The following is a 26,393-nucleotide window of genomic DNA, read 5'->3' as shown; positions in this document are numbered from 1 at the left end:
CGCAGGGCCACGAGCCCTTGCATCACCGACTCACCACGCTCAACTACCAAGAGCCCGTTTACAAGGACGGTCCAAACCAAGGAGAGCTCGCCACAGCCTTCAAGCCAACTCTGAATCAGTTGACCAAGTGGGGGTTATAGTGGATGCAATTCCGGCGCGGGAGCAGTTGACCGTCTTTGTGCCAGGCGGCGGAGATCTACCCGGACTGACGTTTTACGGACTGTCACCACTCGAAAGTACTGACGCCCTCGTTTTTCCGAGCGACTCTTGGCCCCACGCTCTGACTGCTCGACCGTTACGGTTGTATGGAAACGGCTGGCAGGTAAGAGGGTGGGACCTCCCGATATTGGCGTGGCCGGCAAGCGGCGCCTTCCGGGAAGCTGTGCGCTCCACGCTCGCGTCTCTCATACGGAGCGGCGCCTGCGTTGCCTGGGTTGGCGCGGAGGGCGTTCCCTTCTGCGATCCCCCTGCGCTCTTGGATCCAGGATGCATGTCGGGAGGAGTTCTCGCCTGGTTGACCGAGCCCGGATGGTTCGGATGCCCCCTAGATCCGGACCGACCATGGGCATCCGCTTCCGACGAGGTAATGGCAGATCTTCGTCGGTTTGCGAGTGAGCTCGCCACCATCGACGACTGAGCTCCGCTGCGGACGAGAGGTCACGGTAGGTCGACCGGCTGGTCAGATACCTTGCCAATCCAAAGAACATGAATGACTTTCATGCCCAGAACCGTTGACCTGTTCTGCCGTGTGTGCGGTTTTCAAGCCGGCAATCCGCCCTGGGGTCAGGACGGCCTGACGCCACTCTTCGAGCATTGTCCCCGCTGGGTGGGAGTGGGGTTACCAAGACGCCACGCCTGTCAGTGTGTAGCACTTCGAGCGGCATGGCCCGACGCTGGCGCTCCATGGCGGGATGGTGCATCCCCAATGGAACGGTCTTGGTCTCGGGGGAGGTTTGCGAGGGATAGTCCGACCCGCTCGGGTAAAAGGCCAACCGTGAATCACTCGAGGAAGCTTCGGAGCTCGCCCTGCCGGCCGAACAGTGGCGGATACAGCTGCGTGACGGGAACCAGATCAGCGTCCTGAGCCACGCGGGCGGCGGGGTGTCGGGTGGACTCGGCTACGCCACGTCCGGACAGCCGCTGACCGCGGGCGGGTTCGCCAAGGCGACGCTGGGGGGCGCGGCGATGGGCGGCGCGACCGGAGGTGCGACTGGTGGCGTGCTGACCAAGGTGTCCGGGTCGGCCTGCTTCGTCGCCGGCACTCAGGTGCTGCTGGCTGACGGCACGTCGAAGCCGATCGAGGACATCACCGTCGGCGACGAGGTCCTCGCCGCCGACCCCGACACCGGCGAGACCGTCGCCAAGCGGGTGGTGGACACCTACGTCCACGCCGACGTCGACACCTACGAGGTGCAGACCTCGACCGGCACCGTCACCTCCACCGCCGAGCACCCGTTCTGGGTCGACGGCCGCGGCTGGACCCCCGTCCGCGACCTGCAGCCCGGCGACAAGCTCGTGGACAACCACGGGCCCGCGTGGAGCTCGTCGCGGTCACCGCGACCGGCCAGACCGCCACCGTCCACAACCTGAACGTCGCCGACCTGCACAGCTACCACGTGCAAACCGGCGACCACTGGGTGCTCGTCCACAACATGTGCAATGTGGATCCCGATATGCTGGGCGCCAAAGGAACGCAAGTCATGAGCAAAACCTTGACGAAGCCAGGTCTCGGATACCGGATCGACGTCGAGAACCCGGCACCAGGTGTTCGGCCGGGTCAGCTGCACTACCAGCGAGACGCCGAGAAATTTCTCTACGACTTCGATACCGAGGCGTTCAGGGAGATGCCCGAGTCGCTGCAGAGGGAGGTACTGCGAGATCCGCACGCGCAGCGCGCGATCGCCAAGGGTAAGACCTACTTAGGAGTGTCGTGAACCACGTCGAAGAGGCTTCGGAGCTCGCCATGCCCGCCGAGCACTGGGAGATACCGCTGCGTGACGGCGACCACATCAGCGTCTTCACCCACGCGTACAGCGTCGAGGGCGCCGAGGTGGTGTTCTCCCTGCTCTTCAAGGGCTCGCCCAACTTCGAGGTCGACACCCTGAGGATCCCTCTGTCCCTCCTTCCCGACGGGTTTTCCTAAGGGAACCCATGAGCATCTTCGATCTGCTCATCGAGCCATCGAGGTTCGACTGCGCACTGCCGGTGGAGATGGACGCGCTGACGGAGACCGGCACGTTGCTCGAGGCTGCGCTGCTCTCGGCGAGCCTCGACCCCACAACCGGTGACGCACGGCTTCTGTTCGACTGTCGCGGAGCGCTCCAGCTCCGGAACGGGAACACTGCTGTGGTGGTCGTGAAGAACGTGTCGGAGTTCCGGTGGCACGCATCGCCGAGACGAGGAAGCACCTGGCACGCCGTGATGAGCTGGATTCCGAGTCCTCATCCCGCGGGACTGGCGATCACCGCAGGCCTCACACCGGACGCAGATCTACAGATCGTCGGGCTTGCTGGCGAGTTTTACGTCGGTAACATCCTAGGCGGCGATAAACCTCCGCCCGACTTCACCAGCTCGACGCCGGCGGAGATCCGGAGAGGGCTCGCGAGCTGGACGAGTGAGATTGACGTTGTCGGTGCCTCTTTCCGCTGAGCAACCCTCCACACCCCCATCAGCTCCGTCGACGTGCCGCGGTGGGAGGGGAGAGTGGAGAGGTTACGGAATGGTCGACCGACTGGCAGGGATAACGGTAATCCAACGATTATGAATGATTTCATGCCCAGCACCGTTGACCTGTCCTGCCGAGTGTGCGGTTTCGAAGCCGGCGATCCGCCATGGGGTCTAGACGGCCTGACGCCACTTTTTGAACATTGTCCACGCTGCGGTGTGGAGTGGGGCTATCAAGACGGCCCTCCTACAAAGTGTGCAGCGCTTTCGCGCGGCATGGCTTGATGCCGACGCGCCGTGGCGGGATGCTGCGTGCCCAACGGATGTAGGTTCCGTCACCAAGCTTTTTCCGACGGCTTTTCCTGATCCCGCTTCTACCGTCAGACGCGATCCCGAAGATGCACGGTATAGGCTAGGTGGAAGAGCAATTCCGAGCAGCGCTTCACGCCCAGTCCGAGCATATCTTCGCAACCCATCGACGTCGGACGCATGAAAGACGAGGATGAGACATGTCAGAGCTGCTGTCGGCAAGCGAATTGCCGGACGACTTCGTCTACCCGGCGGAGTTCCTCCGGGTCGTGCAGCTGAACCTGGTCGACCTGGAACCGTGGCTGATTCTGCAGGGAGAGAGCCTGCTCGACCGGCATCGCGGCCTCCAGGCGAGGTATCCCACCCGGAGACTGGTGCCTTTCGCCCATCGGACCGACCGGGACGACATCGCCTGCTGGGACTTGGACCTGGGGCTGGCTCAAGTGTCGGTCGTCGATGACTTCGAGGTGCTCGGCTACGAGCAGGGAGAGGTCTACCTCACCTTCTACGGATGGTTCCGATCGGCCGTGGACGACTTGATCGAGTTCGACGACCAGCTTTGACCAGCGATCACATGGCTTCTGCAGCGCAGCCGTCAGAGGGCTGGCTGGCCGTCGTCGCGGCCGAGCGTCGCCTCACCGAGGCCGTCATGGCTCTCCCCCAGGACGAACTGCCAGCCACCCTCAGCTGGGCGCTGGCGGACTTCTCGTCGCGGCGCGCGGCGCTGAGCGTTCTGACCAGCGCTCACCCGCAGCTGACCTCAGCGGTGCTCCTCGCGCTGCAGCCGTTGCTCCTGGTGTCGCACTCCCTGCTCGAGGAGTGCCGGCGGTTGATCCTCCGGCTACCACCGGCCGAACGCTCGGAGTTCCTGGAGCGACTGAGCGCCACCGTGGTGGGTGACGTCAGCAGCGACGACGAGGCCTATCGTCGAGCTGCCGAGCTGCTTCGCACAGCCGGGCTTCCGAACCCCTCGCCGATCTGGTTCGCGCGGCTTCCCTCTCAGCCGACCCCGACATCGCCGAGGTCGGCGAAGACTTCGCCTGAGCCTCGTGTAGGCGCCAGACAACCGGGAGCGTCACGAAAAGCCGTAGTCGTTCTCCTCGAGCAGCGAGCGCCAGGCGAACCTGCCGCCTGACGCTCGCCCACTTCAGTCGCCCTTGACGTTCACGATCTGCCGCAGCGTGTGCCGGACCGTGACCAGGTCGGCGGCGTCGAGCATCACCTGGTCGATGTCCTTGTACGCGGCCGGGATCTCGTCCAGGAATGCCGCCGAGTCGCGGTACTCGATTCCCACCATCGCCGTCCGCAGCTGCTCCTGCGTGAAGGTCTGGCGGGCCTTCGACCTCGAGAACATCCGCCCCGCCCCGTGCGGAGCCGAGTTGAGGGCGACCGGGTTGCCGCGGCCCTCCACCACGTACGAGGCCGTCCCCATCGAGCCCGGGATGAGGCCCGGCTGGCCCTCCCGCGCCTCGATGGCACCCTTCCGCGACACCCACACCGTCCGGCCGAAGTGCCGCTCGGGGACGGTGAAGTTGTGGTGGCAGTTGATCCGCTCCGCCTCCTGCACCGGCGTCCCGACGAAGTGGCCGAGGCAGTCGACGACGCGGTCCATCATCTCCTCCCGGTTGAGCAGGGCGTAGCGCTGAGCCCACCGCAGGTCGTGCAGGTAGGCGGTGAACTCCTCGGTCCCCTCCACCAGATAGGCCAGGTCGGAGTCGGGCAGGTCGATCCAGTACCGCTCCATCAGCCTGGTCGCGACCTTGATGTGGTGCTGGGCCATCTTGTTGCCGACGCCCCGCGATCCCGAGTGCAGGAACAGCCAGACCCGGTCCTGCTCGTCCAGGCTCACCTCGATGAAGTGGTTGCCCGACCCGAGGGTGCCCAGCTGCTCGCGCCAGCGACCCATCCGGGCGTCGGGGTCGACGTCCGGCACGGCTTCCAGCTCCGCCACCCGGACGGCAGCGGTCTCGGTCAGGCTGCGGTTCTGCTGTCCGGCCGACAGCGGGACCGACCGCTCGATCGAGTGCCGCAGCTCCGCCAGCGGCCGCTCCCCGAGGTCGGAGGCCACGAACTGGCTCCGCACCGCGATCATGCCGCAGCCGATGTCGACGCCGACCGCGGCGGGCATCAACGCCCGCAGGGTCGGGATGACGGACCCGACGGTCGCACCAAGGCCCAGGTGGGCGTCCGGCATCAGCGCGAGGTGCGGGAAGACGAAGGGCATGGTGGAGGCCAGCTCGGCCTGGGACCGGGTCTTGTCGTCCAGGATCGATGCCCAGCTGAGCAGACGCGAGTTGATCTTCTCCACGGTGATACCTCTTGCCTCACACGGTTCTACGGCCGCTCGGACGAGGGCCGCCGACCAGCGTGCACCACGATCAGCTTCACCGCACCCAGGTTTACGGCCCGAGGGCTCCGCGGGCGACGTCGAGGTGAGCCCGGACCGTCTGCTCCAGGTGCACCAGGTCCAGGGCCACGGTGACGAAGGTGAACCCCTCCCGGAGACGCTGGGCGGCGACCTCGCCGGAGGGGGTGAAGATTCCGGCGGCGATCCCGGCGGCGTCACATGCGCCGCGCACGGCCGCCAGCGCCTCGGCGAGGGCGTCGTCGTACGCCGGGTCGTCCGGGGTGGGTGCGCCCAGGGCCAGGCGCAGGTCGTTGGGTCCGATGTAGAGGCCGTCGAGCCCCGGCGTCGCCGCGATGGCGTCGACCTCGGCCAGTCCGGCCGCGGTCTCGATCATGGCCAGCACGACGACCGAGTCGTTGCTGGTCGCCGGCTCGGGTCCGATCCGCAGCCCCGAGCGCATCGGCCCGAACGAGCGCACGCCGGCCGGCGGGTAGCGGGTCGCAGCCACCACCGCGGCGGCCTCGGCCGGGGAGCTCACCAGCGGGACGATGACCCCGCCCGCACCGGCGTCCAGGGCGTGGCCGATCGTGGCGGGCTCCCCCGACTCGACCCGGACGATGCCGACCGGCCGGTGCGGCGCGGTGGCTGTCGCGGCGGCGGCGTCGACGGCGAGCAGGCCGTGCAGCAGCCCGGTGTAGCCGAGCAGGCCGTGCTGTGCGTCGAGCACCACATAGTCATAACCCGCGCCGGCGATCCGCTCGGTGGCGGGCGGGGCGTTTAGTACCACCCAGTATCCGAGCACCTGCTCCCGGTTGCGCACCCGCGCGGCGAAGTCCGCTGCTGCACCCATGTCGACCTCCTCGGCCCTCGCGCCCGAACACCGTTCGGGCTCTGGGTCAGCCTCGCACCGCCAGGTCCGCTGCTGTGACGGAGGTCTCGCCGATCATGTTGCGTGCGCCATACAACCAATCATATGCTTGCGGCATGCAAACAACGCTCTCGGACCGGCAGCCTGCCGAGCAGCCCACCCCCGACCACTCCGCCGAGGCGCCGGCGGTCGTGGACTCGGTGCTGCTGGCCCTGATGGCCGTGGGCCGGTTGATGCGTCAGCGGGTCGAGGGCGACCAGCTCGAACCGGGAACCTTCTGGCTGCTCAAGTCGTTGGCCGCCGACGGTCCCATGCGGGTGACCGAGCTCGCGGGATGCAGCAACCTCGACACCTCGACGGTCTCCCGCCACGTCACCCAGCTGGACCGGGCCGGCCTCGTCGAACGCACCCCCGACCCCGGCGACGGCCGAGCCCACCGGATCGGCCTCACCCCCGCGGGGCGGCAGACCCTGCAGGACGCTTTCCACCGCCGCCGTACCCTGCTCAGCCGCGGGATCGGCACCTGGGACACCGCTGACGTCGCTCAGCTCGACCACCTCCTCGGCCGTTTCGTGAACGACGTCGAGAACCTCAACTCAGATCTGGAGCAAGCATGACCAAGCACGTACCCCGTCGTGCGCTGATCGAGGACGACACCGTCGTTCCTCGTCACGCCACCCGGGACGCGGTGACCGCCGCCGCACCGGCCGCCAGCGCTTCCGACTCCCCGGTCGCCCACACGGCGTCCACCGGTGGCTACCTCAGCCATCGCCAGATCCTCGGCGTCATGGTCGGGCTGATGGCCGGCATGTTCCTCGCCGCCCTCGACCAGAGCATCGTCGGTGTGGCCCTACCGAAGATCACCTCCGAGCTGGGCGGTCTGGACAAGCTGTCCTGGGTCGTCACGGCCTACCTGCTCACCTCGACGGCCGCCACCCCGCTCTGGGGCAAGATCTCCGACCTGGTCGGCCGTCGGCCGATCTTCCAGGCCGCGATCGTGGTCTTCCTCGCCGGTTCGGTCATCTGTGGGTTTGCTTCCCCGATCGCCGACTGGCTGAACCTCTCCGGTATCGACGTGATGATCGCCGGTCGGGCGGTCCAGGGTCTCGGTGGTGGTGGCCTGATGTCGCTGGCCCTCGCCGTCATCGGTGACGTCGTCCCGCCGCGCGAGCGCGGCAAGTACCAGGGCCTGTTCGGCGCCGTCTTCGGTGTCTCGTCGGTCGCGGGTCCGCTGCTCGGTGGCTTGTTCACCGACCACCTGGGCTGGGAGTGGATCTTCTTCATCAACCTGCCCATCGGCCTCGGCGCGCTGTTCGTCACCTCGATCTACCTGAAGCTGCCGCACGTCAAGCGTGAGGCGTCGGTCGACTATCTCGGTGCGGCCACGATCGTCGGCGCGGTCACCAGCCTGATCCTCTACCTCAGCTGGGCAGGCCCCTCCACCAGCGCCGACCTCGGCTGGGGCTCGACCACCGGCCTCGGGCTGCTCGTCGCCGTCGCGGTCCTCGTCGCCCTCTTCATCCTGGTGGAGAGCAAGGCCAGCGAGCCGATCATCCCGCTCGGCCTCTTCACCCACTGGACCTTCACCAGCAACATCGTGTTCGCGATGATCATGGGCATCGGCATGTTCGGCGGCCTCATCTACCTGCCGATCTACCTGCAGGCGGTCAAGGGCTACACCGCGACCGGCTCCGGCCTCGCGATGCTGCCGCTCGTCGTCGGCATCTTCTCGACCTCCATCAGCGGCGGTCAGATCATGTCGCGCACCGGTCGCTACAAGTGGATGCCGATCAGCGGCTCCATCCTCGTAGGGCTCGCCCTCTTCGGCCTCTCCCGGCTGCAGGTCGACACCTCCTACTGGGTGATCGCCGGCCTGATGTTCCTCTTCGGCGCAGGCCTCGGCCTCACCATGCAGGTCGTGGTGACCGCGGTGCAGAACAGCGTCGACCGCAAGCACATGGGGACGGCCACCGCCTCAGTGACCTTCTTCCGCTCGATGGGTGGCGCCATCGGCGTCGCGCTCTTCGGCGCCATCCTCAACACCAGGCTGCCGCACCACCTTGCCGAGGTCGTACCGGCCTCGGCCCAGGCGCAGCTCGGCTCCGCGTCGGCCTCCATCAACGACGTGACTGCCATCCGCGGTCTGCCCGAGCCCGTCAAGACCTGGGTGCTGACCGCCTTCACCCAGTCGATGGACGACGTGTTCCTGATCGCGGTGCCCTTCATGGCGGTGGCGTTCGTCATCGCACTGACCATGCGGGAGAAGCCGCTCGCCGGTCGGCAGGCTGCTCCGGCCGCCGCGACGGGTGAGACCGCCGACGACTCGGTCGAGGACAACCAGCTGGTCGCCGTCGGCCACTGAGCCCGGTCAGACCAACACCGTCTCGGCCCGTCCCGCAGCTGCGGGACGGGCCGAGTGGCATCCGCCGCGCCGTAGATTCCAGATTTGTCAGCAGGGGATGGCACCCTGGTGGCACCGTAGATCGACCTCGGAGGACCCCCATGACCCGCAGCCACCGACTGGCCTCGCTGTCCGGCATCGCCGGCAGCGTCGTGCTGGCCACCGTGCTGAGCAGCTGCAGCGCGCTCGGCAGCCAGCCCGGCAGCGAGACGACGCCCGACTCGAGTGGTGCACCGACGACGAGCACCTCGAGCCAGTCCCCGTCCCCGTCGACCCCGCCCACCCCCGACCCCGTGGTGCTGAAGGCGAACGTCGACGACGACGCCACCAAAGTGAAGGTCGACACCCGGGTCGCGGTCAAGGCCAGCGCCGGCACGGTGACCAAGGTCAAGCTGACGTACAAGGGCGTGGACGGCAAGGGTGCCAAGGTCGACGGCTCCGTCAAGGGTTCGCTGAGCAAGGACCGCCTCACCTGGACCGCGGACGACCGGCTCGAGCCCTCGGCGACCTACACCCTCGCGATGACCGGGGTGAACAAGACCAAGCAGAAGCAGACGACGACTGCGACCTTCAAGACCGCCAAGCTGAGTTTGGCGCAGCAGACCTTCGCCAGCGTCTACCCACTGCCCGATAGCAAGGTCGGCGTCGGGATGCCGCTGATCGTGAACTTCGACGTGCCGGTGAGCGACCGGGCCGCGTTCGAGAAGAACCTGCACGTCACCTCCAGCCCCGCCCAGAAGGGCAGCTGGAACTGGCTCTCGGACCGCGAGGTGCACTTCCGGCCCAAGACCTACTGGAAGCCCGGCACCAAGGTGACCCTGGACGCCGACCTGAACGGGGTGAACGCCGGTAACGGCATCTACGGCCAGGACTCGGCCGCCACCTCGTTCACCGTCGGCCGGGAGATGATCACCCGGGTCAACCTGAACACCGACTACGCCAAGGTCTACCGCGACGACAAGCTCGTCCGGACGATCGCCGTGACCGGCGGCAAGCCAGGCTGGGCCACGCGCAGCGGCACCAAGCTGATCATGGCCAAGGAGTACAACAAGGTCATGACCAACGAGATGATCGGTGCGAAGGAGAAGTACTCGCTCACCGCGAAGTACGCCCTGCGGGTCACCAACTCTGGTGAGTTCCTGCACGCCGCGCCGTGGAGCCTGGCCAACCTCGGCGTCCGCAACGCCAGCCACGGCTGCGTCGGGATGAGCGTGGACAATGCGGGCTGGCTGTACGAGAACTCCCTGATCGGCGACCCCGTCGTCACCACGGGGACGAGCAAGGGTCTCGAGCAGGGCAACGGCTACGCCGACTGGAACATCTCCTACTCCCAGTACAAGAAGGGCTCCGCGCTCTGACCGGCCCGACCCGCTGCGGCTAGGAGCGTGGTGTCGCCCCTAAGCCTTGTGGTTTGGCGGCCTCCAGGTGCGTGCATCGCAAGGCCGACGAGCAAGGGCTACCGGGTCGTAGCACGACGAGGAGAACGCCGCGAGGTGCGTGCCTGGGCGCCGCCACGCCCAAGAATGAGGGGCGACGGACTACTGGCCGCGGGTCGACTCCTGCGGCGCGACCGCGTCAAGCGCCTCGGGGGTCTCGTCGAGGTTGCCCATCGGCGTCGCTTCCGCCGGCTCCCGGTCCGGGACCAGGGCGCCGGACGACGGGTCGGCCGTGATCGGTTGCCGGGTGGCGTCGTTGCGCGGGATCTTGTGGCCGCGCAGGTACTCCACGAACGACTTGGTGAAGGCGAGCAGCGGCACCGCCAGCAGCGCGCCGATGATCCCCGCGATCACGATGCCCGAGGCGATGGCGAGCAGGACCGCGAGCGGGTGCAGCTTGACGGCGCGGCCCAGCAGGAACGGCTGCAGCAGGTGGCCCTCGACCTGCATGACGAGGATGATCACCCCGAGCATCAACAGCGCCTGGAACCAGCCGAGCGCGACCAAGGCGACGAGCACGGCTACGAAGCCGGACACGAACGCGCCGACCAGGGGAACGAAGGCGCCGATGAAGACCAGCGCCGCCAGGGCGGGGGCGACCGGCACCCCGATGATGAGCGCGCCGATCAGCACGCCGACCGCGTCCGAGAGCGCCACCAAGATGGTGGCTCGGACGTAGCCCGAGAGCGCCCGCCAGCCGTTGCTGGCGGCGTGGTCGACCCGGGCCCGTGATTCGGGTGGAAAGAACCGGAGGACGGCGGTGAAGATGCCGCGGCCGTCGTAGAGGAAGTAGAACAGCGAGAAGATCGCGATGGCTAGGCCGGCCACGAAGTGCCCCAGCTGAGCGCCCACCTCGGCCGCGTAGGTGGCGATCGTGCTGCGGCTCTCGGTGAGGAAGGTCTGGATCCGCTTGCCCCACGCTTCGGGGTCGAAGTAGGACGCGCTGATCGGCAGCCGGCTGTTCTGCAGCGTGGTGACCAGGTTGTTGAAGCCGGCCGTGACGTTGGTGGAGAGCTCGGCGGCCTGGGAGACGATCTGGGTGGTGATGAGGGTCAGCGCGCCAGCGATCAGCACGATCCCGCCGAGCAGGGTGACCGCCGTCGCCGCGCCCCGGTGCAGACCCCAGGCACGCAGCTTGTTCGCCACCGGCGACAGCATGGCGGCCAGCAGGATCGCGATGGCGACCGGAATCATCACCTCCGACAGGTAGCCGGCCACCCGGGCCAGCCCGTAGACCAGCACCGCCACCAGGATGAGCCGCCACGACCAGGAAGCCGCCAGCCGCAGGCCAGAAGGTACGGACTGGTCGATGTCCTCGGTGGTGGTGATCGCTGGCGCGGGGGGCGGCGGTTCGGTCCCGTTGGTCCCAGCCGCCACCAGCTCGGCCCGTCGGTTCAACGCTTCGCGGGCGCCGCTCACGCTGGTCCAGACCTTGCTGGGAAGTCCCACGCCCTGCCTCCTCGCTCATGGTTCCGAACGTGTCAACGCTAACCGACTGGACTGGCACACTTGGCCGGTGCGTGGGCGGTGGTCGGTCCGGGAACGACTCCTCGGCTCGTCCGGGCTGCCACGCGAGGTCTACGTGCTCGGCCTGATCGCCTTCTGCGTCGCGGTCGGATTCGGGGTCCTGGTGCCCGTGCTGCCGGTCTTTGCCCGGGCGTTCGGGGTCGACAACTTCGCCGTCGGGGCAGTGGTGTCGGCGTTCGCCGCGATGCGACTGCTGACCAGCCCGTTCTGCGGCCGGCTGATCGACACCTTCGGCGAGCGGACCGTGATGGCGACCGGCATCTTCGTGGTGGCCCTGTCCAGCGGCGTCGCCGGCGTCTCGCAGAGCTACGGGCAGCTGCTCGTCCTCCGCGGCGTCGGCGGCGTCGGCTCGGCGATGTTCACCGTCTCGGCCACCACCTTGTTGCTCACGTCGGTCGAGACCGGGCTTCGCGGCCGGGCCGCCGGCTTCTCCCAGGCCGGCTTCCTGCTCGGCGGCATGGCCGGCCCAGCCATCGGCGGCCTGCTCGCCGCGATCTCGCTCACGGCCCCGTTCTTCTTCTACGCCGGCACCCTCGCCGTCGCCGGGGCCGTCGGCCTGGTCCTGCTGCGGACGCGGAGCGAACGGCTCGACACCACCGCCGTCCCCGTGGTGCCGTTCCGGCAGGTGCTAGGCGACAAGCGCTACCAGGCGGCGTGCGTGACCAACCTCGCCCAGGGCTGGACGTCGTTCGGCGTCCGAAGCACCCTGATCCCGGTGCTCGTGGTCGAGGTGCTCGACCGACCCCCGTCCTGGACCGGGATCGCGTTCGCCTGCGCCGCCGTTGCCCAGACCCTGGCCGTCGGGCCGGTGGGACGCTTCGTCGACACGGTCGGACGACGGCCCGCGATGATCGCCGGCGGCACGATCGCGGGGCTGGCGATCCTGGCCGTACCGTTCGCGCCGACGATCTGGCTGCTGATCGCGGCCCTCTGCCTGTACGGCGTCGCCGCCGCCTTCCTCGGTACGGCGCCGGCCGCCTCGGTCGGTGACGCGGCGGGCGGACGCGGCGGCACCGCGGTGGCCGTGTTCTCGATGTGCTCCGACGTCGGCGCGATCGTGGGCCCCCTGGTCGCCGGCTGGCTCGCGGACACCTTCTCCTACCCGGCCGCGTTCGCGGTCGGCGCCGTCCTGCTGCTGGGCGCCGCCGCCACGTCGGCGCGGATGCCCCCTACGGTGGCCGGCACCGCGGAGGTGGCCAGTGCCGACCTCCGCTGACCAGCCGCTGACCGCCGGACTGGCGCCCGACTGGGCCCAGGCGCTGGCCCCCGTGGCGCCGGACCTGGCGCGGATGGAGGCGTTCCTGGACGCCGAGACGGCGGCGGGCCGGGGCTTCCTGCCTGAGGGTACGCGCGTGCTGCGGGCCTTCAGCCGGCCGCTGGCTGAGGTCCGGGTGCTGATCGTCGGCCAGGACCCCTACCCCACCCCGGGCCACCCCGTCGGGCTCTCGTTCGCGGTCGCCCGCGACGTCCGACCGGTCCCTCGTTCGCTGGTCAACATCTACGCCGAGCTGCAAGACGACCTCGGGATCGCCCCGGCGGCGCACGGCGACCTCACACCCTGGTTCGACCAGGGTGTGCTGCTGCTCAACCGGGTGCTGACCGTGGAGCCTGGACGCTCGGCGTCGCACCGCCGCCGCGGCTGGGAACGGGTGACCGACCGGGCGATCGAGGCGCTGGTGCAGCGCGGTGGCCCGTTGGTGGCGGTCTTGTGGGGGCGCGACGCCCAGACTCTGGCTCCGCGGCTCGGCACGGTGCCGTCCGTCGAGAGCGCGCACCCTTCACCGCTGTCGGCCCGCTACGGCTTTTTCGGCTCCCGCCCCTTCAGCCGGGTCAACGCCCTGCTCGCCGACCAGGGTGCGCCACCGATCGACTGGCGGCTGCCCTGAGCCCACTCCCCGACGTTCACGAGAGGGCGCGGTCGAGGTCGGCGATCAGGTCGTCGACGTCCTCGATGCCCACGCTGAGCCGGATCAGGTCGGCGGGGACCTCGAGGGCGGTGCCGGCGACCGAGGCGTGGGTCATCCGGCCGGGGTGCTCGATCAGGGACTCCACGCCGCCGAGGGACTCACCGAGGGTGAAGACCTCCGTCCGGCCGCACAGGTCGACGGCCGCCTGCTCACCGGCTGCGACCCGGAAGCTGACCATGCCGCCAAAGCGGCGCATCTGCGCCTTGGCCACCGTGTGGCCGGGGTGGTCGTCCAGGCCGGGGTAGTAGACCTGAGCGACCTTCGGGTGGTCCACCAGGTAGGCGGCCACCCGTTCGGCGTTGTCGCAGTGCCGCTCCATCCGGACCGCGAGCGTCCTCAGTCCCCGCAGCACCAACCACGCGTCGAACGGTCCGGCCACGCCCCCGATGGCGTTCTGGAAATAGCGCAGCCGCTCGGCCAGGGCGTCGTCGTCGGTCACCAGAGCGCCGCCGACCACGTCGGAGTGGCCGCCGCAGTACTTGGTGGTCGAGTGCACGACCACGTCGGCGCCCAGGACGAGCGGCTGCTGGAGGTAGGGCGAGGCGAACGTGTTGTCGACGATCAGCAGCGCGCCGGCGGCATGGGCGAGCTCGGCGACCGCGGCAATGTCGGCGACCCCCAGCAGCGGGTTGGTCGGCGTCTCCACCCAGACCGCGGTGGTCTCACCGGGCCGGATCGCCGCGGCCACCGCGTCCAGGTCACCCAGCGGGGTCGGGCTGTAGCGCAGCCCCCACGGCTCGTGCACCCGCGCGAACAGCCGGTACGTGCCGCCGTATGCGTCGTCGGGGATCACCACGTGCGCGCCCGGGGCGCCGATCGTCCGCAGCAGCGTGTCCTCGGCCGCGAGGCCGCTAGCGAAGGCGAAGCCGTGGGCGCCGCCTTCGAGCGCGGCCAGGCACTCCTCCAGCGCCGTCCGGGTGGGATTGGCCGAGCGTGAGTACTCATAGCCCGACCGCAGTCCGCCGACGCCGTCCTGGGCGTACGTGGAGGTGGCCCAGATGGCCGGAGCGACCGAGCCGTTGCCGGGGTCGGGTTTTTGGCCGGCGTGGATGGCGCGGGTGGAGAAGCCGGGGTCGGTCATGGGTCGAGCCTACGGAACCCGGAACAAGCATCGGTGGCGCGGCTGTTGTGGAGGTGCGAGATCGCATCCAGCGGTTGCGCAGAGAGGCAGACTGAACTCATGTTGTTCTCGAAGATGAAGACCACGTTGATCGAGCCCGCGCAGGCTCTCCGCGGCCGCGACCGCGCCGTCCTGGTGAACCCGACCTTCCACGACGTCTTCGGCATCCCGGTACAGCAGGTGCCGGTTGGCTCCGAGGTCGCCTACCTCGCCCTCGGCTGCTTCTGGGGTGCGGAGAAGCTCTACTGGAACACCCCCGGCGTGACGAACACCGCGGCGGGTTACGCGGGCGGCTACACCCCCAACCCGACGTACGAGGAGGTGTGTAGCGCTCGTACCGGCCACACCGAGATCGTCAAGGTCAGCTATGACCCGGCCAAGACCAGCTACGAAGCGCTGCTGAAGGTGTTCTTCGAGAACCACAACCCGACCCAGGGCATGCGGCAGGGCAACGACGTCGGGACCCAGTACCGCTCGGCGATCTACACCACCTCTGAGGAGCAGCTGGCGATCGCCCAGCGGGTCCGGGACGACTTCCAGGTGGCGTTCACCCGGTCGGGCTTCGGCCAGATCACCACCGAGATCAAGCCGGTGCCGGAGTTCTTCTACGCGGAGGACTACCACCAGCAGTACCTCGACAAGAACCCGTTCGGCTACTGCCCCGTGCACGCCACGGGCGTCACCTGCAACTAGCGGTCAGCTGACCGCGTCGGCGGCGAAGGTGTCACAGGCCTTCGGGTCGCCGGTGCGGAAGCCGGTGGTCAGCCACTTCTGCCGGTTGGCCGCCGACCCGTGGGTCCAGGTCTCGGGTGAGACCTGGACCTGCATCGAGCCGCCCTGCACCTTGGCCATCGTGCCGCTGAGGTTCTGGATGTGGTCGCCGAGCTCGTGGGCCAACACGTACGCCTCGGCCGCGTCCCCGCCCTTGGCCCCGAGCTCGCCGGTCAGCGGGTCGATCTGGCCCTCGGCTGCCTGGTCTGGGAGAGTGCGTGTCATGACGGCTGAGGTGCGCGACGAGCCAGCGCGGTCCCGCTACGAGGCCCGGGTCGACGGCGTGCTCGCGGGCATCGCCGCGTACACCCGCGCCGACGGGGTGATCACCTTCACCCACACCGTGGTCGAGGAGGCGTTCGAGGGTCAGGGCGTCGGCGGCGACCTGGCCCGGACGGCCTTGGACGCAGCCCGCGCCGACCACCTGGCCGTCGTACCCCGCTGCTCCTTCATCGCGGGCTGGATCGACCGGCACCCCGACTACGCCGACCTCGTCGCGGTCGGCTGACTGGTGGACTACCGGCACGAGCTCGCGTTCGGCAGCTTTCTCACCCCGGCCAGCGGCGATCCCGAGGCGGTGGTGGCGCTGGCCCAGCTGAGCGAGCAGCGTGGACTGGACCTGGTCACGTTCCAGGACCACCCGTACCAGCCCGCCTTCCTCGACACCTGGACACTGCTGAGCTATGTAGCGGCCGCGACGGTACAGGTCACCATCGCGCCGAACGTGGCGAACCTGCCCCTACGCCCGCCCGCCGTGCTCGCCCGGGCGGCAGCCAGCCTCGACCTGCTCAGCGGCGGCCGGGTCGAGCTCGGGCTCGGCGCCGGCGGCTTCCCGGACGCGGTCGCGGCGATGGGCGGTCCGTACCGGACCGGCGGTGAAGCCGTCGAGGCGTTCGACGAGGCGGTGCAGGTGATCCGGGCGATCTGGGACACCGACACCCGCGGCGGCGCCCGCGTCCGCGGCCGGCACTACGTCGTGGACGGCGCCAAGCGCGGACCGGCGCCAGCGCACCGGATCGGCCTCTGGGTGGGTGCGCTGAAGCCGCGGATGCTCCGGCTCACCGGCCGGGTCGCGGACGGCTGGCTGCCGTCCAGCAGCTATCTGCCGCCGGCCGAGCTGGCCGCCGCGAACGCCGTGATCGACCAGGCGGCGGTCGAGGCCGGCCGCGAGCCGGGCGCCGTTCGCCGGCTCTACAACCTGATGGGCACCTTCGGCGCCGGGTCGGGCTTCCTGCAGGGGTCGGCCGCCGACTGGGCCGAGCAGCTGACCGAGCTCGCCGTCGAGGAAGGAGTCAGCACGTTCATCCTCGCCTCGGACGACCCGCGCTCGCTGACCGTCTTTGCCGAGGAGGTGGCGCCGGCCGTCCGGAGCGCGGTAGCCGCCGAGCGCAGCGGCCTCGCGTCCCGGGTCCCGCTGTCGCCCAAGGCTCCGGCCGACGCGGGCGGCCGACCTTTCGACCTGGTCACCACCCCTGACCCCGGCGTCCGGCTCAGCACCGAGCTGCTGTGGGACGAGGACGAGCGGCCGACCGGACCGCCGGTACCCGCGAACCGCCGCTACCGCGACGCCGACCTTGCCTCCGGCGCGCGGCTGGTCGCCGTCCACGACCACCTGCGGGCCGAGCTGGAGCAGATCCGCGGTCTGGTGGCGCAGGTGCTCGACGGGTCGATCGACCCGGCCGCGGCCCGCGGGGCGATCAACGAGATGACGGTGCGGCAGAACTCCTGGACCCTCGGCGCCTACTGCGCCGCCTACTGCCGGCTGGTCGCCACCCACCACACCATCGAGGACCAGGCCCTGTTTCCCCGGCTCCGGGCGGCCGACCCGCAGCTGGCCCCGGTGGTGGACCGGCTCGCCTACGAGCACGAGATCATCCACGAGGTGCTCGAGCGGGTCGACCGCGGCCTGGTGGCCGTGGTCAACACTGACCCGTCCGGTGAGCAGCTGCAGCGCGCCGTCGACGCCCTGACCGACGCGCTGCTGTCACACCTGTCCTACGAGGAACGGGAGCTGGTCGAGCCGCTCGCCCGGCTGGGCATCCTGGTCTAGGGAGACGACAGCACGGTGTGTATAGAATTGCCGAGCGATACACACTGGAGGCCCCGGCATGCGCACCAACATCGACATCGACGACCAGCTCCTCGCGGAAGCCCAGGCGTTGAGCGGATCGTCCACCAAGAAGCAGACGGTCGAGCGGGCGTTGGAGCTGATGGTCAGCTTGGGTCGGCAGTCAGAGGTCAAGCAGCTCCGCGGCCGGCTCAGCTGGGACGGCGATCTCGAGGCGATGCGAAGAGACGGCGCGTGATCGTCGTCGACTCGAGCGTGTGGATCGACTACTTCAACGGCGTCGGCAGCGCGACGACGCGCCGCCTCGACACGCTGCTCGGTTCTCAACCGGTCCTCGTGGGCGACCTGATCCTCACCGAGGTCTTGCAAGGCTTCCGGCACGAAGCCGACTATCGCGCGGCCCGGACGGCCCTGGGCGCTTTCCCGCAGGCGTCGATGGTCGGACCCGCACGCGCGGTTCGAGCCGCCGACAACTACCGCACGCTTCGGTCCCGCGGCGTGACCGTCCGAAAGACGATCGACGTCGTGATCGGAACGTTCTGTATCGACGAGGATCACCAGCTGCTGTTCAGCGACCGTGACTTCGAGCCGCTCGTCGCCCACTTGAGCCTGCAGAGCGCCTGAGCGAGAGCCTGTCGGCTACGGCCGGGGGCGGGTCCGCCGTAGCCAGAGCAGGCCGAGGACGGGCAGGACCAGCGGCACGAAGCCGTAGCCGATCCCGTAGGTGGACCAGACCGTCGCCCGCGGGAAGGCTGCGGGGTCGACGACGCTGGCGGTGCCCACCGCCAGCACCCCGACCAGCTCGAGGGTGATGGCGGCCCAGGCGACCTGGCGCGAGGTCCGGCTGCCGCGGGCCAGGGTGAAGGTGGCGACGACGTAGATCACCCCGGCGACGGCCGACAGCAGGTAGGCCAGAGGCGCCTCGGCGTAGTCGGTGATCAGCTGCACCGCGGCCCGCGAGGTGGCGGCGAGCGCGAACAAGCCGTAGACGGCGACCAGCACCCGGCCCGGGCCCGACGTCGTCCGGCGCGGCCCGCCGGCGGCGCCGGGCTCTGACGACGCGGTGCTCATGCCTCGGTCCAGAGCGAGAGCAGCCGCAACGTCATGGCGAGCACCGACAGCGCGGCGACCGCGAGCACCACCCCGGACCAGCGGGTGCGTTCGGTGTTGGCCCAGAACCAGGCCAGCGGGATCAGCACGACGATGCCGATCAGGTAGCCGATCGTGGTCACCAGCTCGACCGGCCGGAAGCCGCCGGCCAGACCGACGAGCGCGACCACGGATTGGACGAGGGTGAGGAGCTCCACCACCCCGGCGTAGATGAGCTGTGCCTTGCCCGGGGCCTTGTTGAGCACCGCGGTGGCGACCCCCCAGATGCCGCCGGCCGCCGCCAGCGCGACCACGACGTAGGCCAGGACGGGGATCACGGAGCGGCTCGGTGGTGGCGGCGACGGGGCACGAGGCCCCAGATTACCCACCGGGTAAATCAGGCTACGGCGAGTCCTGCCCTCGTGGGCCGCCGCTGGACGCACTGAACGCGTCACCTCCCGTCCCGCCTGCCACACTGGGGTCACCATCCGAAGGCACCCGGAAGGGGGACGGCGATGAGAGTGGTCGGCATGCCCGACGCGGCTACGGACACACCGCTCTTCGACGTCCGGCTCGCCCACGGCGCCGATCCGTCGGTGGTCGCCCACGACGAGGGCTACGCGGTGGTCCGGCCGCTGGAGGCCGTCCGCAGCGACGCCGGCGAGCTGCGTCTGGTGCTCCAGGTCCGCGTCCTCGACGGCGAGCGCCGGCCGCGACTGGGGCCTCGCGGCCAGGACGCGGGGCTGGTCCTGTCGCCCGGGGTGCAGCCGCAGGTGCGGCAGCGCTTCGCCGCGTACGCCGTCGTCACCTCCAGCCGCGGGCTGCTGGCCACCGAGTACTCCGACCGGACCGCGGTCCAGGGCCGCTGGGGCATGCCGGGCGGCGGCATCGACGACGGCGAGCAGCCGGTCGAGGCGGTACTGCGCGAGATCCACGAGGAGACCGCCCAGCAGGTGCTGCTGGGCGACCTGGTCACCGTGCAGACCTCGCACTGGGTCGGCCGCAGTCCGCGCGGCGGGATCGAGGACTTCCAGGCCGTCCGGCTGGTCTACCGGGCCACCTGTCCCGAGCCCACCGACCCGCGCGTGCTGGACCTGGGTGGCACCACCTCGGCGACCCGGTGGATCGGCCTGGACGCCTGGACCTCGCTGCCCTGGACCCACAACTGGGCGACGCTGCTGCGCGAGCTGCTCAGCTGACGTCAGCCAGCAGGTCCTGCCGGGTGAGGACGCCGACAGGCCGACCGTCCTCGAGCACGAGCAACGCGTCACCGTCCACGAGCAGGTCGACGGCGCTGGCCACGAGCTCGGTGGAGCCGAGGGTGGGCAGCGCGGTCTCCATCGCGGAGGCCACCGCGTCGGCGGGCCCGACGCGGTGGCTGAAGAGGGCGCCCAGCAGACCGCGTTCGCTGACCGAGCCGACCACCTCGGCGGCCATCACGGGCGGTTCGGCCCGGACGACCGGCATCTGGGACACCCCGTACTCGCGCAGGATGGCCACCGCCTCGGCGATCGTCTCGTTCGGGTGGGTGTGGACCAGGCTCGGCAGCTCGCCGGACTTCTCCCGCAGCACGTCACCGACGACCCGCACGGCGTTCGCCGGCCGCGGTGCGAAGCCGTAGCGAGCGAGCCAGTCGTCGTTGAAGATCTTGGTCAGGTAGCCACGGCCCGAGTCGGGCAGCAGCACGACGATGACGGCGTCCGGGTCGTCGACCTCGGCGGCGACGCGGACCGCGGCGGCCGCGGCCATCCCGCAGGAGCCGCCGACCAGCAGGGCTTCCTCGCGTGCCAGCCGCCGGGTCATGGCGAAGGAGTCGCCGTCGGACACCTCGATCACCCGGTCACAGACCTTGGGGTCGTAGTTGGCCGGCCAGAAGTCCTCGCCGACGCCCTCGACCAGGTACGGCCGTCCGGTGCCGCCGGAGTAGACCGACCCGCTCGGGTCGGCGCCGATCACCTGCACCCGGCCGTCCGAGACCTCCTTGAGGTAGCGGCCGGCGCCGCTGATGGTGCCGCCCGTCCCCATGCCCGCGATGAAGTGGGTGATCCGGCCGTCGGTCTGCGCCCAGATCTCGGGTCCCGTGGTCTCGTAGTGGCTCAGCGGGTTGTTGGGGTTGCTGTACTGGTCGGGCTTCCAGGCGCCCTCGATCTCGCGGACCAACCGGTCGGAGACCGAGTAGTAGGAGTCGGGGTGCTCGGGGTCGACCGCGGTCGGACAGACCACCACCCTTGCCCCGTACGCGGCGAGCACGTTCCGCTTGTCCTCGCTCACCTTGTCGGGGCAGACGAACACGCAGGAGTAGCCCCGGCTCTGCGCCACGATCGCCAACCCGACGCCGGTGTTGCCGCTGGTCGGCTCGACGATGGTGCCGCCGGGCCGCAGGGAGCCGTCCGCCTCGGCCGCGTCGATCATCCGGACCGCGATCCGGTCCTTCACCGACCCGCCAGGGTTGAGGTACTCGACCTTGGCCAGCACCAGCGGCTTGGCCGCCCCGACCACCCGGGACAGCTTGACCAGCGGGGTGTTGCCCACGAGGTCGATCAGGGAGTTCACGTACTGCACCGGCTCAGCGTACGTGGGCCGGAACGCACGAGAGCCGCACCCCGAACGGGGTGCGGCTCTCGTTGTCGGGTCTGAAGAGCTAGCGGCGAATGTAGGAGAGCAGCCGCAGCATCTCGATGTACAGCCAGACCATGGTGACGGTCAGACCGAACGCGCCCCGCCAGGACTCGCTCGCCGGGGCGCCCATCTGGACACCCTTCTCGATGTAGTCGAAGTCGAGGATCAGGTTGAGCACCGCGAGCACGATGGCGATCGCGGAGAACAGGTAGGCGATGGGGCTGACCTCACCGGTCAGACCGCCACGCAGGCCGGGCGAGCCGCTGACGAGGCTGAAGACGAAGTTGACCAGCATCATCGCGGCGAACGCCATGGTGGAGATGACGACGACCTTCTGGAACTTGGCCGTCACCCGGATGTTGAAGAACTTGTACGCCGCGAGCGTCACGCCGGCGGCGATGAAGGTCGACAGCACCGCCTGACCGACGATGCCCGGGAACTGGGCCTCGAAGACCTTGCTGATCATCCCGATGAAGACGCCCTCGATGACGGAGTAGGCCAGCACGAGGCCCGGGGAGACGTTCCGGCGGAACGAGACCACCATCACGACGACGAAGCCGACGAGACCGGACAGCACCATGGCCGGGAAGTAGAGCGTGTCCGGCACCAGCATCCAGGCCAGACCGGCGGCGATCGCTAGGGTGCCCATCGTGACGGCGGTCTTGGTGACCACGTCGTCGAAGGTCATCCGCGCCTGCGGCGCCTGCGGGGCGGGCGCCTGGCCGTAGGCCTCCGGTGGGTACTGCTGGTACGGGGAACGGCCGAACTGGCTCTGGCCGTACTGCGGCGCTGCGGGTGTGAACGCGTCCTGCTTGGAGAGGATCGGGTTCGAGCTGCGCAACATGCTGATGTCCTCCTGAGTGGGCGCCAGGGGCGGCGCCATAGCTCCATTTTACGAAGCGCTCATGACGCACCGGTGACCTGGACGCCATGAATCGGCTAAGAAGGGTCGGTGCCCCCGATGGGACTCGAACCCACACTGTGGCGGGTTTAAGCCGCCTGCCTCTGCCGTTGGGCTACGGGGGCCCGGGCCGCTGCGATGCTAGCGCTCAGCCGGTGGGGGTGGGGGTGGGCGTCTCCCGGCCGGCGCTCAACCGCAGCCGGGTCTCGGCCGGCAGCTGAGCGAGGTCGCCGGTGCGGATCCGCTCGTCGACGACGACCCGGGCGTCCGGGGTGACGTGGACCGGCTGGACGCCGGTGATCAGCCCGGTGGCGTCGTCGCGGAAGTAGAAGTAGACGTCGGCGTTGATCAGCGGCGGCGAGAACGGCGTGCTGAACGAGGTGATGGTCGGCTGCTTGACCCCACCCGCCGTCCCCTCCTGCATGCCGACGGTCCACGAGCCGTCGGCGTGGTAGACCACGGTCGGGCCGGCCTGGGAGTGGAAGTGGCCCCAGGCGATCAGCCGGGCCGGCGGGTCCGGTGCGCTCATCAGCACCACCGACGCCGCGGGCTGGTGCACCAGCAGCACGTCGACCGGCCGGGAGCCCGCCGCCGCGATCAGCCGTCGGCCCATCTCCTCCTCGGTCTCGGGCCGGTCGGAGTCGCGGTCCTGGGAGAACGGGATGTTGTGCTCGGGGTCGTCGTCGCCGAGCACCTGCAGGCCGGCGGCGGCGACCGTGCTGCCGTTGAGCACCACCATCTGGTCGGCTCGCATCTGGGACTCGGTGACGTTCGAGTCGTGGTTGCCGCTCGCGCCGACGAACGGCACCTCCGAATAGATCGCCGCCTCCCGCCGGATGCACGTCTTTTCCACGGCGGTGCCGTTGACCGTGTCGTCGCCGGAGCTGAGCAGGATCCGGGGCGCGGTGACCCGCGCCAGCCGGCCGATCAGCTCGGTCATCGCCTGGTTGCAGTGCAGATCGCTGAAGCCGAGCAGCATCGTCTCCCCCGGCTCGGCCCGTGGCAGCCGCTCGACCTGCGCCGACAGGCTCTGCACGGCGCTGTCGACGTAGGTCTGGACCGCCCGCTGCTGCCGGCCGCTGAGCAGGGTGACGCCGGTGACGCCCCGGTCGAGCAGGTCCGCGAGCGCGCCGCTGTCGACCGTGAGGTCGGCGTACGGGGTGCCGGCCGCGACCTCGACCGGATAGCGGCTGCCGTCGGGGGCTCGCGGGCTCAGCACGGAGCCGAGGACGACGGCCATCACCGTGAGGTAGACCGCCGCCGTGCGCCGCCGGGTCGCAAGCCGTGCGACCCACGGGCTGAGCAGCCGGCTGCGCAGCCGCCAGAGCGCGAACGCAGTCAGCAGCAGCGCTTCCGCCTGCACCGCCTTGCCCAGCGCGTCCACCTCGAGCCGGTCGATGATGCCTTGCAGCGCGAGCTGCGGGTCGGCGTAGAGGTCGACGTAGGCCGCCAGGGTCTGCTCGGAGAACAGCGAGCCGAGGCTCTGTGCCGCCGAGCCGACGCTGCCGACGGTCGCGGTCACCCCGATCGGTGTCGCCGGGCTGGGCAGGTAGGCGTTGCCGATCGGGCCGAGGTCGGCCTCGATCTCGCCGGAGAAGTTGGTGGCGAAGCGGACCCGGTTGGGGCCGAGGTAGTCCTGCACCTCGGCGTGGCCGATCCCCCAGGCCGCGGCGAACGGGGCCGCGAGCAGGGCGGCCAGCAGGGTCACGCCGAGGGCGCGCGCCAGTCCGAGCAGCAGCGTCCGGCGGGACCGGACCCGGGCGGCCTGCCGCGCGAGCACGAGGAGCAGGCTGCGCTGACGGGCGAGCAGCAGGTCGCGGGACCGGGGATCTCGACGTCGGGGCATCTGGTCACACGTGCTGCAGCAGCCGGAGCGCGGTGCCGTCGAGGATGTCGGACTCGCTGACCAGCAGGCCGTCCACGTGCAGCCGGTCGGCGATGCGGACGGCGATCAGGGTGCCGGCGGTGACGACGTCGGCACGGCCCGGGTGCATCGAGGGCAGCGCGCGGATCTCCTCGACCGTGCTCGCGGCCAGCCGCCGGAACAACGCGTGCAACCCTGGCAGGTCGATCACCGCGCCGTGGACCCGGGTGCGGTCGTAGGTCTCCAGGCCCAGGTGGACCCCGGCCAGGGTGGTCGCCGTCCCGGCCACGCCGATCCAGGTGCCGACGGAGCCGAAGTCGATCCCGCTGCCGTCGAGCAGTGCGTCGACGGCTGCAGCGGCGGCCGCGACCGCAGCGGGAGCCGGGGGGCCCACCGGCAGGAAGCGTTCGGTGAGCCGCACCGAGCCGACGTCCAAGGACGCGGCCCGCATCACGCTGCCGGCCGCGTCGCCGACGATCAGCTCGGTGGAACCGCCGCCGATGTCGACCACCAGCACCGGCTCGGCGTCCGGTCGGATCCGGCTCAGCGCCCCGGCGAACGACAGCGCCGCCTCGGTGTCGCCGCTGATCACCTCCGGGGTGACGCCGAGCCGCTGCTCGATGCCGGCGAAGAAGACCTCGCGGTTCCGCGCGTCGCGGGCGGCGGAGGTGGCGACGAAGCGCACGTGCGCCGGGGTCACGCCGGCGTCGCGGATCAGGGCGGCGTACGCGTCGGTGGCGACGAACGTCCGCCGCAGCGCGTCCGGGTGAAACTCCCCGGTCGCGTCGATGCCCTGGCCGAGCCGGACGATCTCGGTCCGCCGGTCGAGCTCGACGAGGCTCCCGTCGCGTCCGGCCTCGGCGATCAGCAGCCGGATCGAGTTGGTGCCGCAGTCGACGGCCGCCACCCGGGTCACGGGCGCTCTCCCGCCGGCTTCCGGGACTGCGCGTCGAGGCAGGGCCGCCGCCAGAAGTCGCCCACGGCGCCGAGGGTCTCATCGCCCAGCGGGTTGACCCCGGGGCCGGCGGCCAGGCTGTGGGCGGCGAGGACGTGAAGGCACTTGACCCGGTCGGGCATCCCGCCGGCGCTGACGCCGTCGATCTCGGGCACCTCGCCCAGCTCGGCCCGGTCGCTCAGGTAGGCCTCGTGCGCCGCCCGGTACGCGGTCGCGAGCTCGGCGTCCTCGGCCAGCCGGCCGGTCATCTGGGCCATCACCCCCTGCGCCTCCAGCGTCGAGCACGCAGCGGTGGCGCGGGGACAGGTGAGGTAGTACGTGGTGGGGAACGGGGTGCCGTCGGCCAGCCGCGGCCGGGTCGCCACCACGGCGGGCCGGCCGCACGGGCATCGGTACGCCACGCCCGCGACCCCACGTGGGGGGCGCTGCAGCTGGGCCGTCACCGCAGCCTCGTCCTCGGCCGTCAGGGGTTCGCGCACGAGTTCAGTCTCTCAGCCGCGCCGCGCCTCCGGCGTCGTTAGGCTTCCCGCGTGATCACGGTCGCTGCGCTGAGCCCGTCGCTCGACCTGACGTACCAGCTGGGCTCGTACCGGTTGGGGCGGATGCACCGGACCACGGAACCGGTCGCGGTCGCCGGGGGCAAGGCGCTGAACATGGCGCGGGCGGCGCGCGCCATGGGCGCTGACGTCGTCGTGGTCACCCTGCTGGGCGGGTCGACCGGGGACCGCGTCGCCGCGCTCGCCGCGGCGGAGGGAATGTCGCAGGTGTCGGTCCCGTCCGGGGTCGAGACCCGCACCTGCGTCTCCGTCGCCGCCGCCGACTCCGGCGAGCTGACCGAGATCTATGAGGACTCGCGGGCGGTGGCCGCCGGGGTCCTGACCCGCTTTGCCGAGACCGTACGGCGGCAGCTGCGCCAGCGTCCCGGCTGGCTGTCGGTGTCGGGCCGCGGACCGTCAGGTTCGGCCGACGCCGTGGCCGAGCTGATCGGGCTCGGCCGCTCGTGCGGGACGGCCGTGGCCGTCGACACGCACGGCGAGTCGTTGCCCGCGTCGGCGGCAGCCGGTCCGGCGCTGATCAAGATCAACCGGGCCGAGGCGGCCGAGCTGCTGGGCCGCTGCCCGGGCGACGACCTGGCCCTGATGGCGGTGGAGATCCGGGACCGGACGGGTGCCGCGGTCGTGCTGACCGACGGTACGGCCGGCGCCGTGGCGGTCGACGACGGTGGCGTCATCCGGGTGGCGGCGCCGACGTTGCGCGGCGCCTTCCCGGTCGGCAGCGGGGACTCCTTTCTCGGCGGACTGGTGGCGGCCCTCGACGACGACCTGAGCCTGGCGGCCGCCGTCCGGCTGGGCACGGGCTGTGCCGTCGCCAACGCCCTGGTGCCCGGTCAGGCCCACTTCGACCGGGCGCTCGCCCGCCGGATCGCCGCCGAGACCCGGCTCGACTGAACGATCAGCGCACCCCGGTCGTGGCCGACGACCACGCTG

The 26,393-nt window shown here is 70.2% G+C and carries 30 protein-coding genes and 1 tRNA gene; 18 read left to right on the top strand and 13 right to left on the bottom strand.

Annotated features, from left to right (window positions below):
• Positions 1–1,101 precede the first annotated feature (1,101 nt).
• From ACFE76_RS09465 to ACFE76_RS09440, 6 genes are all read left to right on the top strand, one after another.
• Positions 1,102–1,590: a polymorphic toxin-type HINT domain-containing protein gene (locus ACFE76_RS09465; RefSeq protein WP_375431496.1), complete on the top strand. Its 489-nt coding sequence runs from the start codon at positions 1,102–1,104 to the stop codon at positions 1,588–1,590.
• Complete coding sequence (locus tag ACFE76_RS09460; RefSeq protein ID WP_375431495.1) at positions 1,536–1,934, top strand: hypothetical protein; 399 nt, start codon at positions 1,536–1,538, stop codon at positions 1,932–1,934. Before ACFE76_RS09465 ends, ACFE76_RS09460 begins: the two co-directional genes overlap by 55 nt.
• On the top strand, positions 1,931–2,143 hold the full coding sequence (locus tag ACFE76_RS09455) for a hypothetical protein (RefSeq protein ID WP_375431494.1): 213 nt from the start codon (positions 1,931–1,933) through the stop codon (positions 2,141–2,143). The genes ACFE76_RS09460 and ACFE76_RS09455 overlap by 4 nt, the downstream gene beginning before the upstream one ends.
• 8 nt (positions 2,144–2,151) lie before the next feature.
• On the top strand, positions 2,152–2,649 hold the full coding sequence (locus ACFE76_RS09450; RefSeq protein ID WP_375431493.1) for a hypothetical protein: 498 nt from the start codon (positions 2,152–2,154) through the stop codon (positions 2,647–2,649).
• Positions 2,650–3,173: 524 nt separating this feature from the next.
• Positions 3,174–3,536: a hypothetical protein gene (locus tag ACFE76_RS09445; RefSeq protein WP_375431492.1), complete on the top strand. Its 363-nt coding sequence runs from the start codon at positions 3,174–3,176 to the stop codon at positions 3,534–3,536.
• A complete protein-coding gene (locus ACFE76_RS09440; protein ID WP_375431491.1) occupies positions 3,533–4,108 on the top strand; it encodes a hypothetical protein in 576 nt (191 codons plus the stop codon). Before ACFE76_RS09445 ends, ACFE76_RS09440 begins: the two co-directional genes overlap by 4 nt.
• Before the next feature lie 12 nt (positions 4,109–4,120).
• On the opposite strand, the gene ACFE76_RS09435 is transcribed toward ACFE76_RS09440, so the two are convergent.
• Positions 4,121–5,281: an RtcB family protein gene (locus ACFE76_RS09435; RefSeq protein ID WP_375431490.1), complete on the bottom strand. Its 1,161-nt coding sequence runs from the start codon at positions 5,279–5,281 to the stop codon at positions 4,121–4,123.
• A gap of 91 nt (positions 5,282–5,372) precedes the next feature.
• Positions 5,373–6,170 (bottom strand): HpcH/HpaI aldolase/citrate lyase family protein, encoded by a 798-nt coding sequence (locus ACFE76_RS09430; protein ID WP_375431489.1) that lies wholly within the window; start codon positions 6,168–6,170, stop codon positions 5,373–5,375.
• Positions 6,171–6,304: 134 nt separating this feature from the next.
• On the opposite strand from ACFE76_RS09430, the gene ACFE76_RS09425 reads away from it, so the two are divergent.
• The 3 genes from ACFE76_RS09425 to ACFE76_RS09415 all read left to right on the top strand — a co-directional run bounded on the left by ACFE76_RS09425 (position 6,305) and on the right by ACFE76_RS09415 (position 9,947).
• Entirely contained in the window at positions 6,305–6,805 is a 501-nt protein-coding gene (locus tag ACFE76_RS09425; RefSeq protein ID WP_375431488.1) for a MarR family winged helix-turn-helix transcriptional regulator, read from the top strand.
• On the top strand, positions 6,802–8,550 hold the full coding sequence (locus tag ACFE76_RS09420; RefSeq protein WP_375431487.1) for an MDR family MFS transporter: 1,749 nt from the start codon (positions 6,802–6,804) through the stop codon (positions 8,548–8,550). Before ACFE76_RS09425 ends, ACFE76_RS09420 begins: the two co-directional genes overlap by 4 nt.
• Positions 8,551–8,690: 140 nt before the next feature.
• Entirely contained in the window at positions 8,691–9,947 is a 1,257-nt protein-coding gene (locus tag ACFE76_RS09415; protein ID WP_375431486.1) for an Ig-like domain-containing protein, read from the top strand.
• A gap of 180 nt (positions 9,948–10,127) precedes the next feature.
• Here ACFE76_RS09415 and ACFE76_RS09410 read toward each other — a convergent pair whose 3' ends face one another.
• Positions 10,128–11,474 carry an AI-2E family transporter gene (locus ACFE76_RS09410; RefSeq protein WP_375431485.1) on the bottom strand — a complete coding sequence of 449 codons (1,347 nt, stop codon included), beginning with the start codon at positions 11,472–11,474 and terminating at the stop codon, positions 10,128–10,130.
• 67 nt (positions 11,475–11,541) lie between these two features.
• On the opposite strand from ACFE76_RS09410, the gene ACFE76_RS09405 reads away from it, so the two are divergent.
• The gene (locus ACFE76_RS09405; protein ID WP_375431484.1) at positions 11,542–12,768 is read left to right on the top strand and encodes an MFS transporter; all 1,227 of its coding nucleotides are present in this window, start codon (positions 11,542–11,544) and stop codon (positions 12,766–12,768) included.
• The gene (locus tag ACFE76_RS09400; RefSeq protein ID WP_375431483.1) at positions 12,752–13,438 is read left to right on the top strand and encodes a uracil-DNA glycosylase; all 687 of its coding nucleotides are present in this window, start codon (positions 12,752–12,754) and stop codon (positions 13,436–13,438) included. Before ACFE76_RS09405 ends, ACFE76_RS09400 begins: the two co-directional genes overlap by 17 nt.
• Before the next feature lie 16 nt (positions 13,439–13,454).
• Here the strand turns inward: ACFE76_RS09400 and ACFE76_RS09395 are convergent, their stop codons facing one another.
• Entirely contained in the window at positions 13,455–14,600 is a 1,146-nt protein-coding gene (locus ACFE76_RS09395) for a cystathionine gamma-synthase (protein ID WP_375431482.1), read from the bottom strand.
• 99 nt (positions 14,601–14,699) lie between these two features.
• Here ACFE76_RS09395 and msrA point away from each other — a divergent pair, with 99 nt between their 5' ends.
• On the top strand, positions 14,700–15,332 hold the full coding sequence (gene msrA / locus ACFE76_RS09390; protein WP_375431481.1) for a peptide-methionine (S)-S-oxide reductase MsrA: 633 nt from the start codon (positions 14,700–14,702) through the stop codon (positions 15,330–15,332).
• 3 nt (positions 15,333–15,335) lie between these two features.
• Here msrA and ACFE76_RS09385 read toward each other — a convergent pair whose 3' ends face one another.
• Positions 15,336–15,635: a neutral zinc metallopeptidase gene (locus ACFE76_RS09385; RefSeq protein ID WP_375431480.1), complete on the bottom strand. Its 300-nt coding sequence runs from the start codon at positions 15,633–15,635 to the stop codon at positions 15,336–15,338.
• Between ACFE76_RS09385 and ACFE76_RS09380 the strand changes: the two genes are divergently transcribed.
• From ACFE76_RS09380 to ACFE76_RS09365, 4 genes are read left to right on the top strand one after another with little or no spacing between them, the layout of a single operon-like run.
• On the top strand, positions 15,634–15,918 hold the full coding sequence (locus tag ACFE76_RS09380; RefSeq protein WP_375431479.1) for a GNAT family N-acetyltransferase: 285 nt from the start codon (positions 15,634–15,636) through the stop codon (positions 15,916–15,918). The two genes, ACFE76_RS09385 and ACFE76_RS09380, sit on opposite strands and share 2 nt — an antisense overlap.
• A 3-nt stretch (positions 15,919–15,921) precedes the next feature.
• Complete coding sequence (locus ACFE76_RS09375) at positions 15,922–17,460, top strand: LLM class flavin-dependent oxidoreductase (RefSeq protein WP_375431478.1); 1,539 nt, start codon at positions 15,922–15,924, stop codon at positions 17,458–17,460.
• Positions 17,461–17,518: 58 nt separating this feature from the next.
• A complete protein-coding gene (locus ACFE76_RS09370) occupies positions 17,519–17,716 on the top strand; it encodes a type II toxin-antitoxin system VapB family antitoxin (RefSeq protein ID WP_375431477.1) in 198 nt (65 codons plus the stop codon).
• Positions 17,713–18,102 (top strand): PIN domain nuclease, encoded by a 390-nt coding sequence (locus ACFE76_RS09365; protein WP_375431476.1) that lies wholly within the window; start codon positions 17,713–17,715, stop codon positions 18,100–18,102. Before ACFE76_RS09370 ends, ACFE76_RS09365 begins: the two co-directional genes overlap by 4 nt.
• Before the next feature lie 15 nt (positions 18,103–18,117).
• Here the strand turns inward: ACFE76_RS09365 and ACFE76_RS09360 are convergent, their stop codons facing one another.
• Both ACFE76_RS09360 and ACFE76_RS09355 read right to left on the bottom strand, forming a co-directional pair.
• The gene (locus tag ACFE76_RS09360; RefSeq protein ID WP_375431475.1) at positions 18,118–18,549 is read right to left on the bottom strand and encodes a hypothetical protein; all 432 of its coding nucleotides are present in this window, start codon (positions 18,547–18,549) and stop codon (positions 18,118–18,120) included.
• Positions 18,546–18,905, bottom strand: coding sequence for a hypothetical protein (locus ACFE76_RS09355; protein ID WP_375431474.1), 360 nt, complete (start codon positions 18,903–18,905; stop codon positions 18,546–18,548). The genes ACFE76_RS09360 and ACFE76_RS09355 overlap by 4 nt, the downstream gene beginning before the upstream one ends.
• Positions 18,906–19,097: 192 nt before the next feature.
• Between ACFE76_RS09355 and ACFE76_RS09350 the strand changes: the two genes are divergently transcribed.
• Positions 19,098–19,766: an NUDIX hydrolase gene (locus tag ACFE76_RS09350; protein WP_375431473.1), complete on the top strand. Its 669-nt coding sequence runs from the start codon at positions 19,098–19,100 to the stop codon at positions 19,764–19,766.
• On the opposite strand, the gene ACFE76_RS09345 is transcribed toward ACFE76_RS09350, so the two are convergent.
• The 6 genes from ACFE76_RS09345 to ACFE76_RS09320 all read right to left on the bottom strand — a co-directional run bounded on the left by ACFE76_RS09345 (position 19,759) and on the right by ACFE76_RS09320 (position 25,385).
• Positions 19,759–21,129, bottom strand: a complete 1,371-nt coding sequence (locus ACFE76_RS09345; RefSeq protein WP_375431472.1) for a cystathionine beta-synthase — start codon at positions 21,127–21,129, stop codon at positions 19,759–19,761. The two genes, ACFE76_RS09350 and ACFE76_RS09345, sit on opposite strands and share 8 nt — an antisense overlap.
• Positions 21,130–21,208: 79 nt before the next feature.
• The gene (locus ACFE76_RS09340) at positions 21,209–22,069 is read right to left on the bottom strand and encodes a Bax inhibitor-1/YccA family protein (RefSeq protein WP_375431471.1); all 861 of its coding nucleotides are present in this window, start codon (positions 22,067–22,069) and stop codon (positions 21,209–21,211) included.
• A gap of 70 nt (positions 22,070–22,139) precedes the next feature.
• Positions 22,140–22,212 (bottom strand) — tRNA-Leu (locus tag ACFE76_RS09335).
• Positions 22,213–22,235: 23 nt separating this feature from the next.
• Positions 22,236–23,933 carry a metallophosphoesterase gene (locus tag ACFE76_RS09330; protein WP_375431470.1) on the bottom strand — a complete coding sequence of 566 codons (1,698 nt, stop codon included), beginning with the start codon at positions 23,931–23,933 and terminating at the stop codon, positions 22,236–22,238.
• 4 nt (positions 23,934–23,937) lie between these two features.
• Positions 23,938–24,867: an exopolyphosphatase gene (locus ACFE76_RS09325; RefSeq protein ID WP_375431469.1), complete on the bottom strand. Its 930-nt coding sequence runs from the start codon at positions 24,865–24,867 to the stop codon at positions 23,938–23,940.
• Positions 24,864–25,385 carry a DUF501 domain-containing protein gene (locus tag ACFE76_RS09320; protein ID WP_375431468.1) on the bottom strand — a complete coding sequence of 174 codons (522 nt, stop codon included), beginning with the start codon at positions 25,383–25,385 and terminating at the stop codon, positions 24,864–24,866. Before ACFE76_RS09320 ends, ACFE76_RS09325 begins: the two co-directional genes overlap by 4 nt.
• 51 nt (positions 25,386–25,436) lie before the next feature.
• Between ACFE76_RS09320 and ACFE76_RS09315 the strand changes: the two genes are divergently transcribed.
• Positions 25,437–26,354, top strand: a complete 918-nt coding sequence (locus tag ACFE76_RS09315; protein WP_375431467.1) for a 1-phosphofructokinase family hexose kinase — start codon at positions 25,437–25,439, stop codon at positions 26,352–26,354.
• The last annotated feature ends 39 nt before the right edge of the window (positions 26,355–26,393 follow it).

The organism is uncultured Friedmanniella sp. (assembly GCF_964244005.1).
GTDB lineage: Bacteria > Actinomycetota > Actinomycetes > Propionibacteriales > Propionibacteriaceae > Microlunatus.
This window is presented reverse-complemented; position numbering and strand designations above follow the sequence as displayed.

Bases quoted from the DNA above. Each gene is read 5' to 3' on its own strand.
- ACFE76_RS09450 (WP_375431493.1), top strand. From the start codon at position 2,152: ATGAGCATCTTCGATCTGCTCATCGAGCCATCGAGGTTCGACTGCGCA.
- ACFE76_RS09445 (WP_375431492.1), top strand. From the start codon at position 3,174: ATGTCAGAGCTGCTGTCGGCAAGCGAATTGCCGGACGACTTCGTCTAC.
- ACFE76_RS09430 (WP_375431489.1), bottom strand. From the start codon at position 6,170: ATGGGTGCAGCAGCGGACTTCGCCGCGCGGGTGCGCAACCGGGAGCAG.
- ACFE76_RS09425 (WP_375431488.1), top strand. From the start codon at position 6,305: ATGCAAACAACGCTCTCGGACCGGCAGCCTGCCGAGCAGCCCACCCCC.
- ACFE76_RS09420 (WP_375431487.1), top strand. From the start codon at position 6,802: ATGACCAAGCACGTACCCCGTCGTGCGCTGATCGAGGACGACACCGTC.
- ACFE76_RS09415 (WP_375431486.1), top strand. From the start codon at position 8,691: ATGACCCGCAGCCACCGACTGGCCTCGCTGTCCGGCATCGCCGGCAGC.
- ACFE76_RS09395 (WP_375431482.1), bottom strand. From the start codon at position 14,600: ATGACCGACCCCGGCTTCTCCACCCGCGCCATCCACGCCGGCCAAAAA.
- msrA (WP_375431481.1), top strand. From the start codon at position 14,700: ATGTTGTTCTCGAAGATGAAGACCACGTTGATCGAGCCCGCGCAGGCT.
- ACFE76_RS09380 (WP_375431479.1), top strand. From the start codon at position 15,634: ATGACGGCTGAGGTGCGCGACGAGCCAGCGCGGTCCCGCTACGAGGCC.
- ACFE76_RS09385 (WP_375431480.1), bottom strand. From the start codon at position 15,635: ATGACACGCACTCTCCCAGACCAGGCAGCCGAGGGCCAGATCGACCCG.
- ACFE76_RS09370 (WP_375431477.1), top strand. From the start codon at position 17,519: ATGCGCACCAACATCGACATCGACGACCAGCTCCTCGCGGAAGCCCAG.
- ACFE76_RS09360 (WP_375431475.1), bottom strand. From the start codon at position 18,549: ATGAGCACCGCGTCGTCAGAGCCCGGCGCCGCCGGCGGGCCGCGCCGG.
- ACFE76_RS09350 (WP_375431473.1), top strand. From the start codon at position 19,098: ATGCCCGACGCGGCTACGGACACACCGCTCTTCGACGTCCGGCTCGCC.
- ACFE76_RS09340 (WP_375431471.1), bottom strand. From the start codon at position 22,069: ATGGCGCCGCCCCTGGCGCCCACTCAGGAGGACATCAGCATGTTGCGC.
- ACFE76_RS09330 (WP_375431470.1), bottom strand. From the start codon at position 23,933: ATGCCCCGACGTCGAGATCCCCGGTCCCGCGACCTGCTGCTCGCCCGT.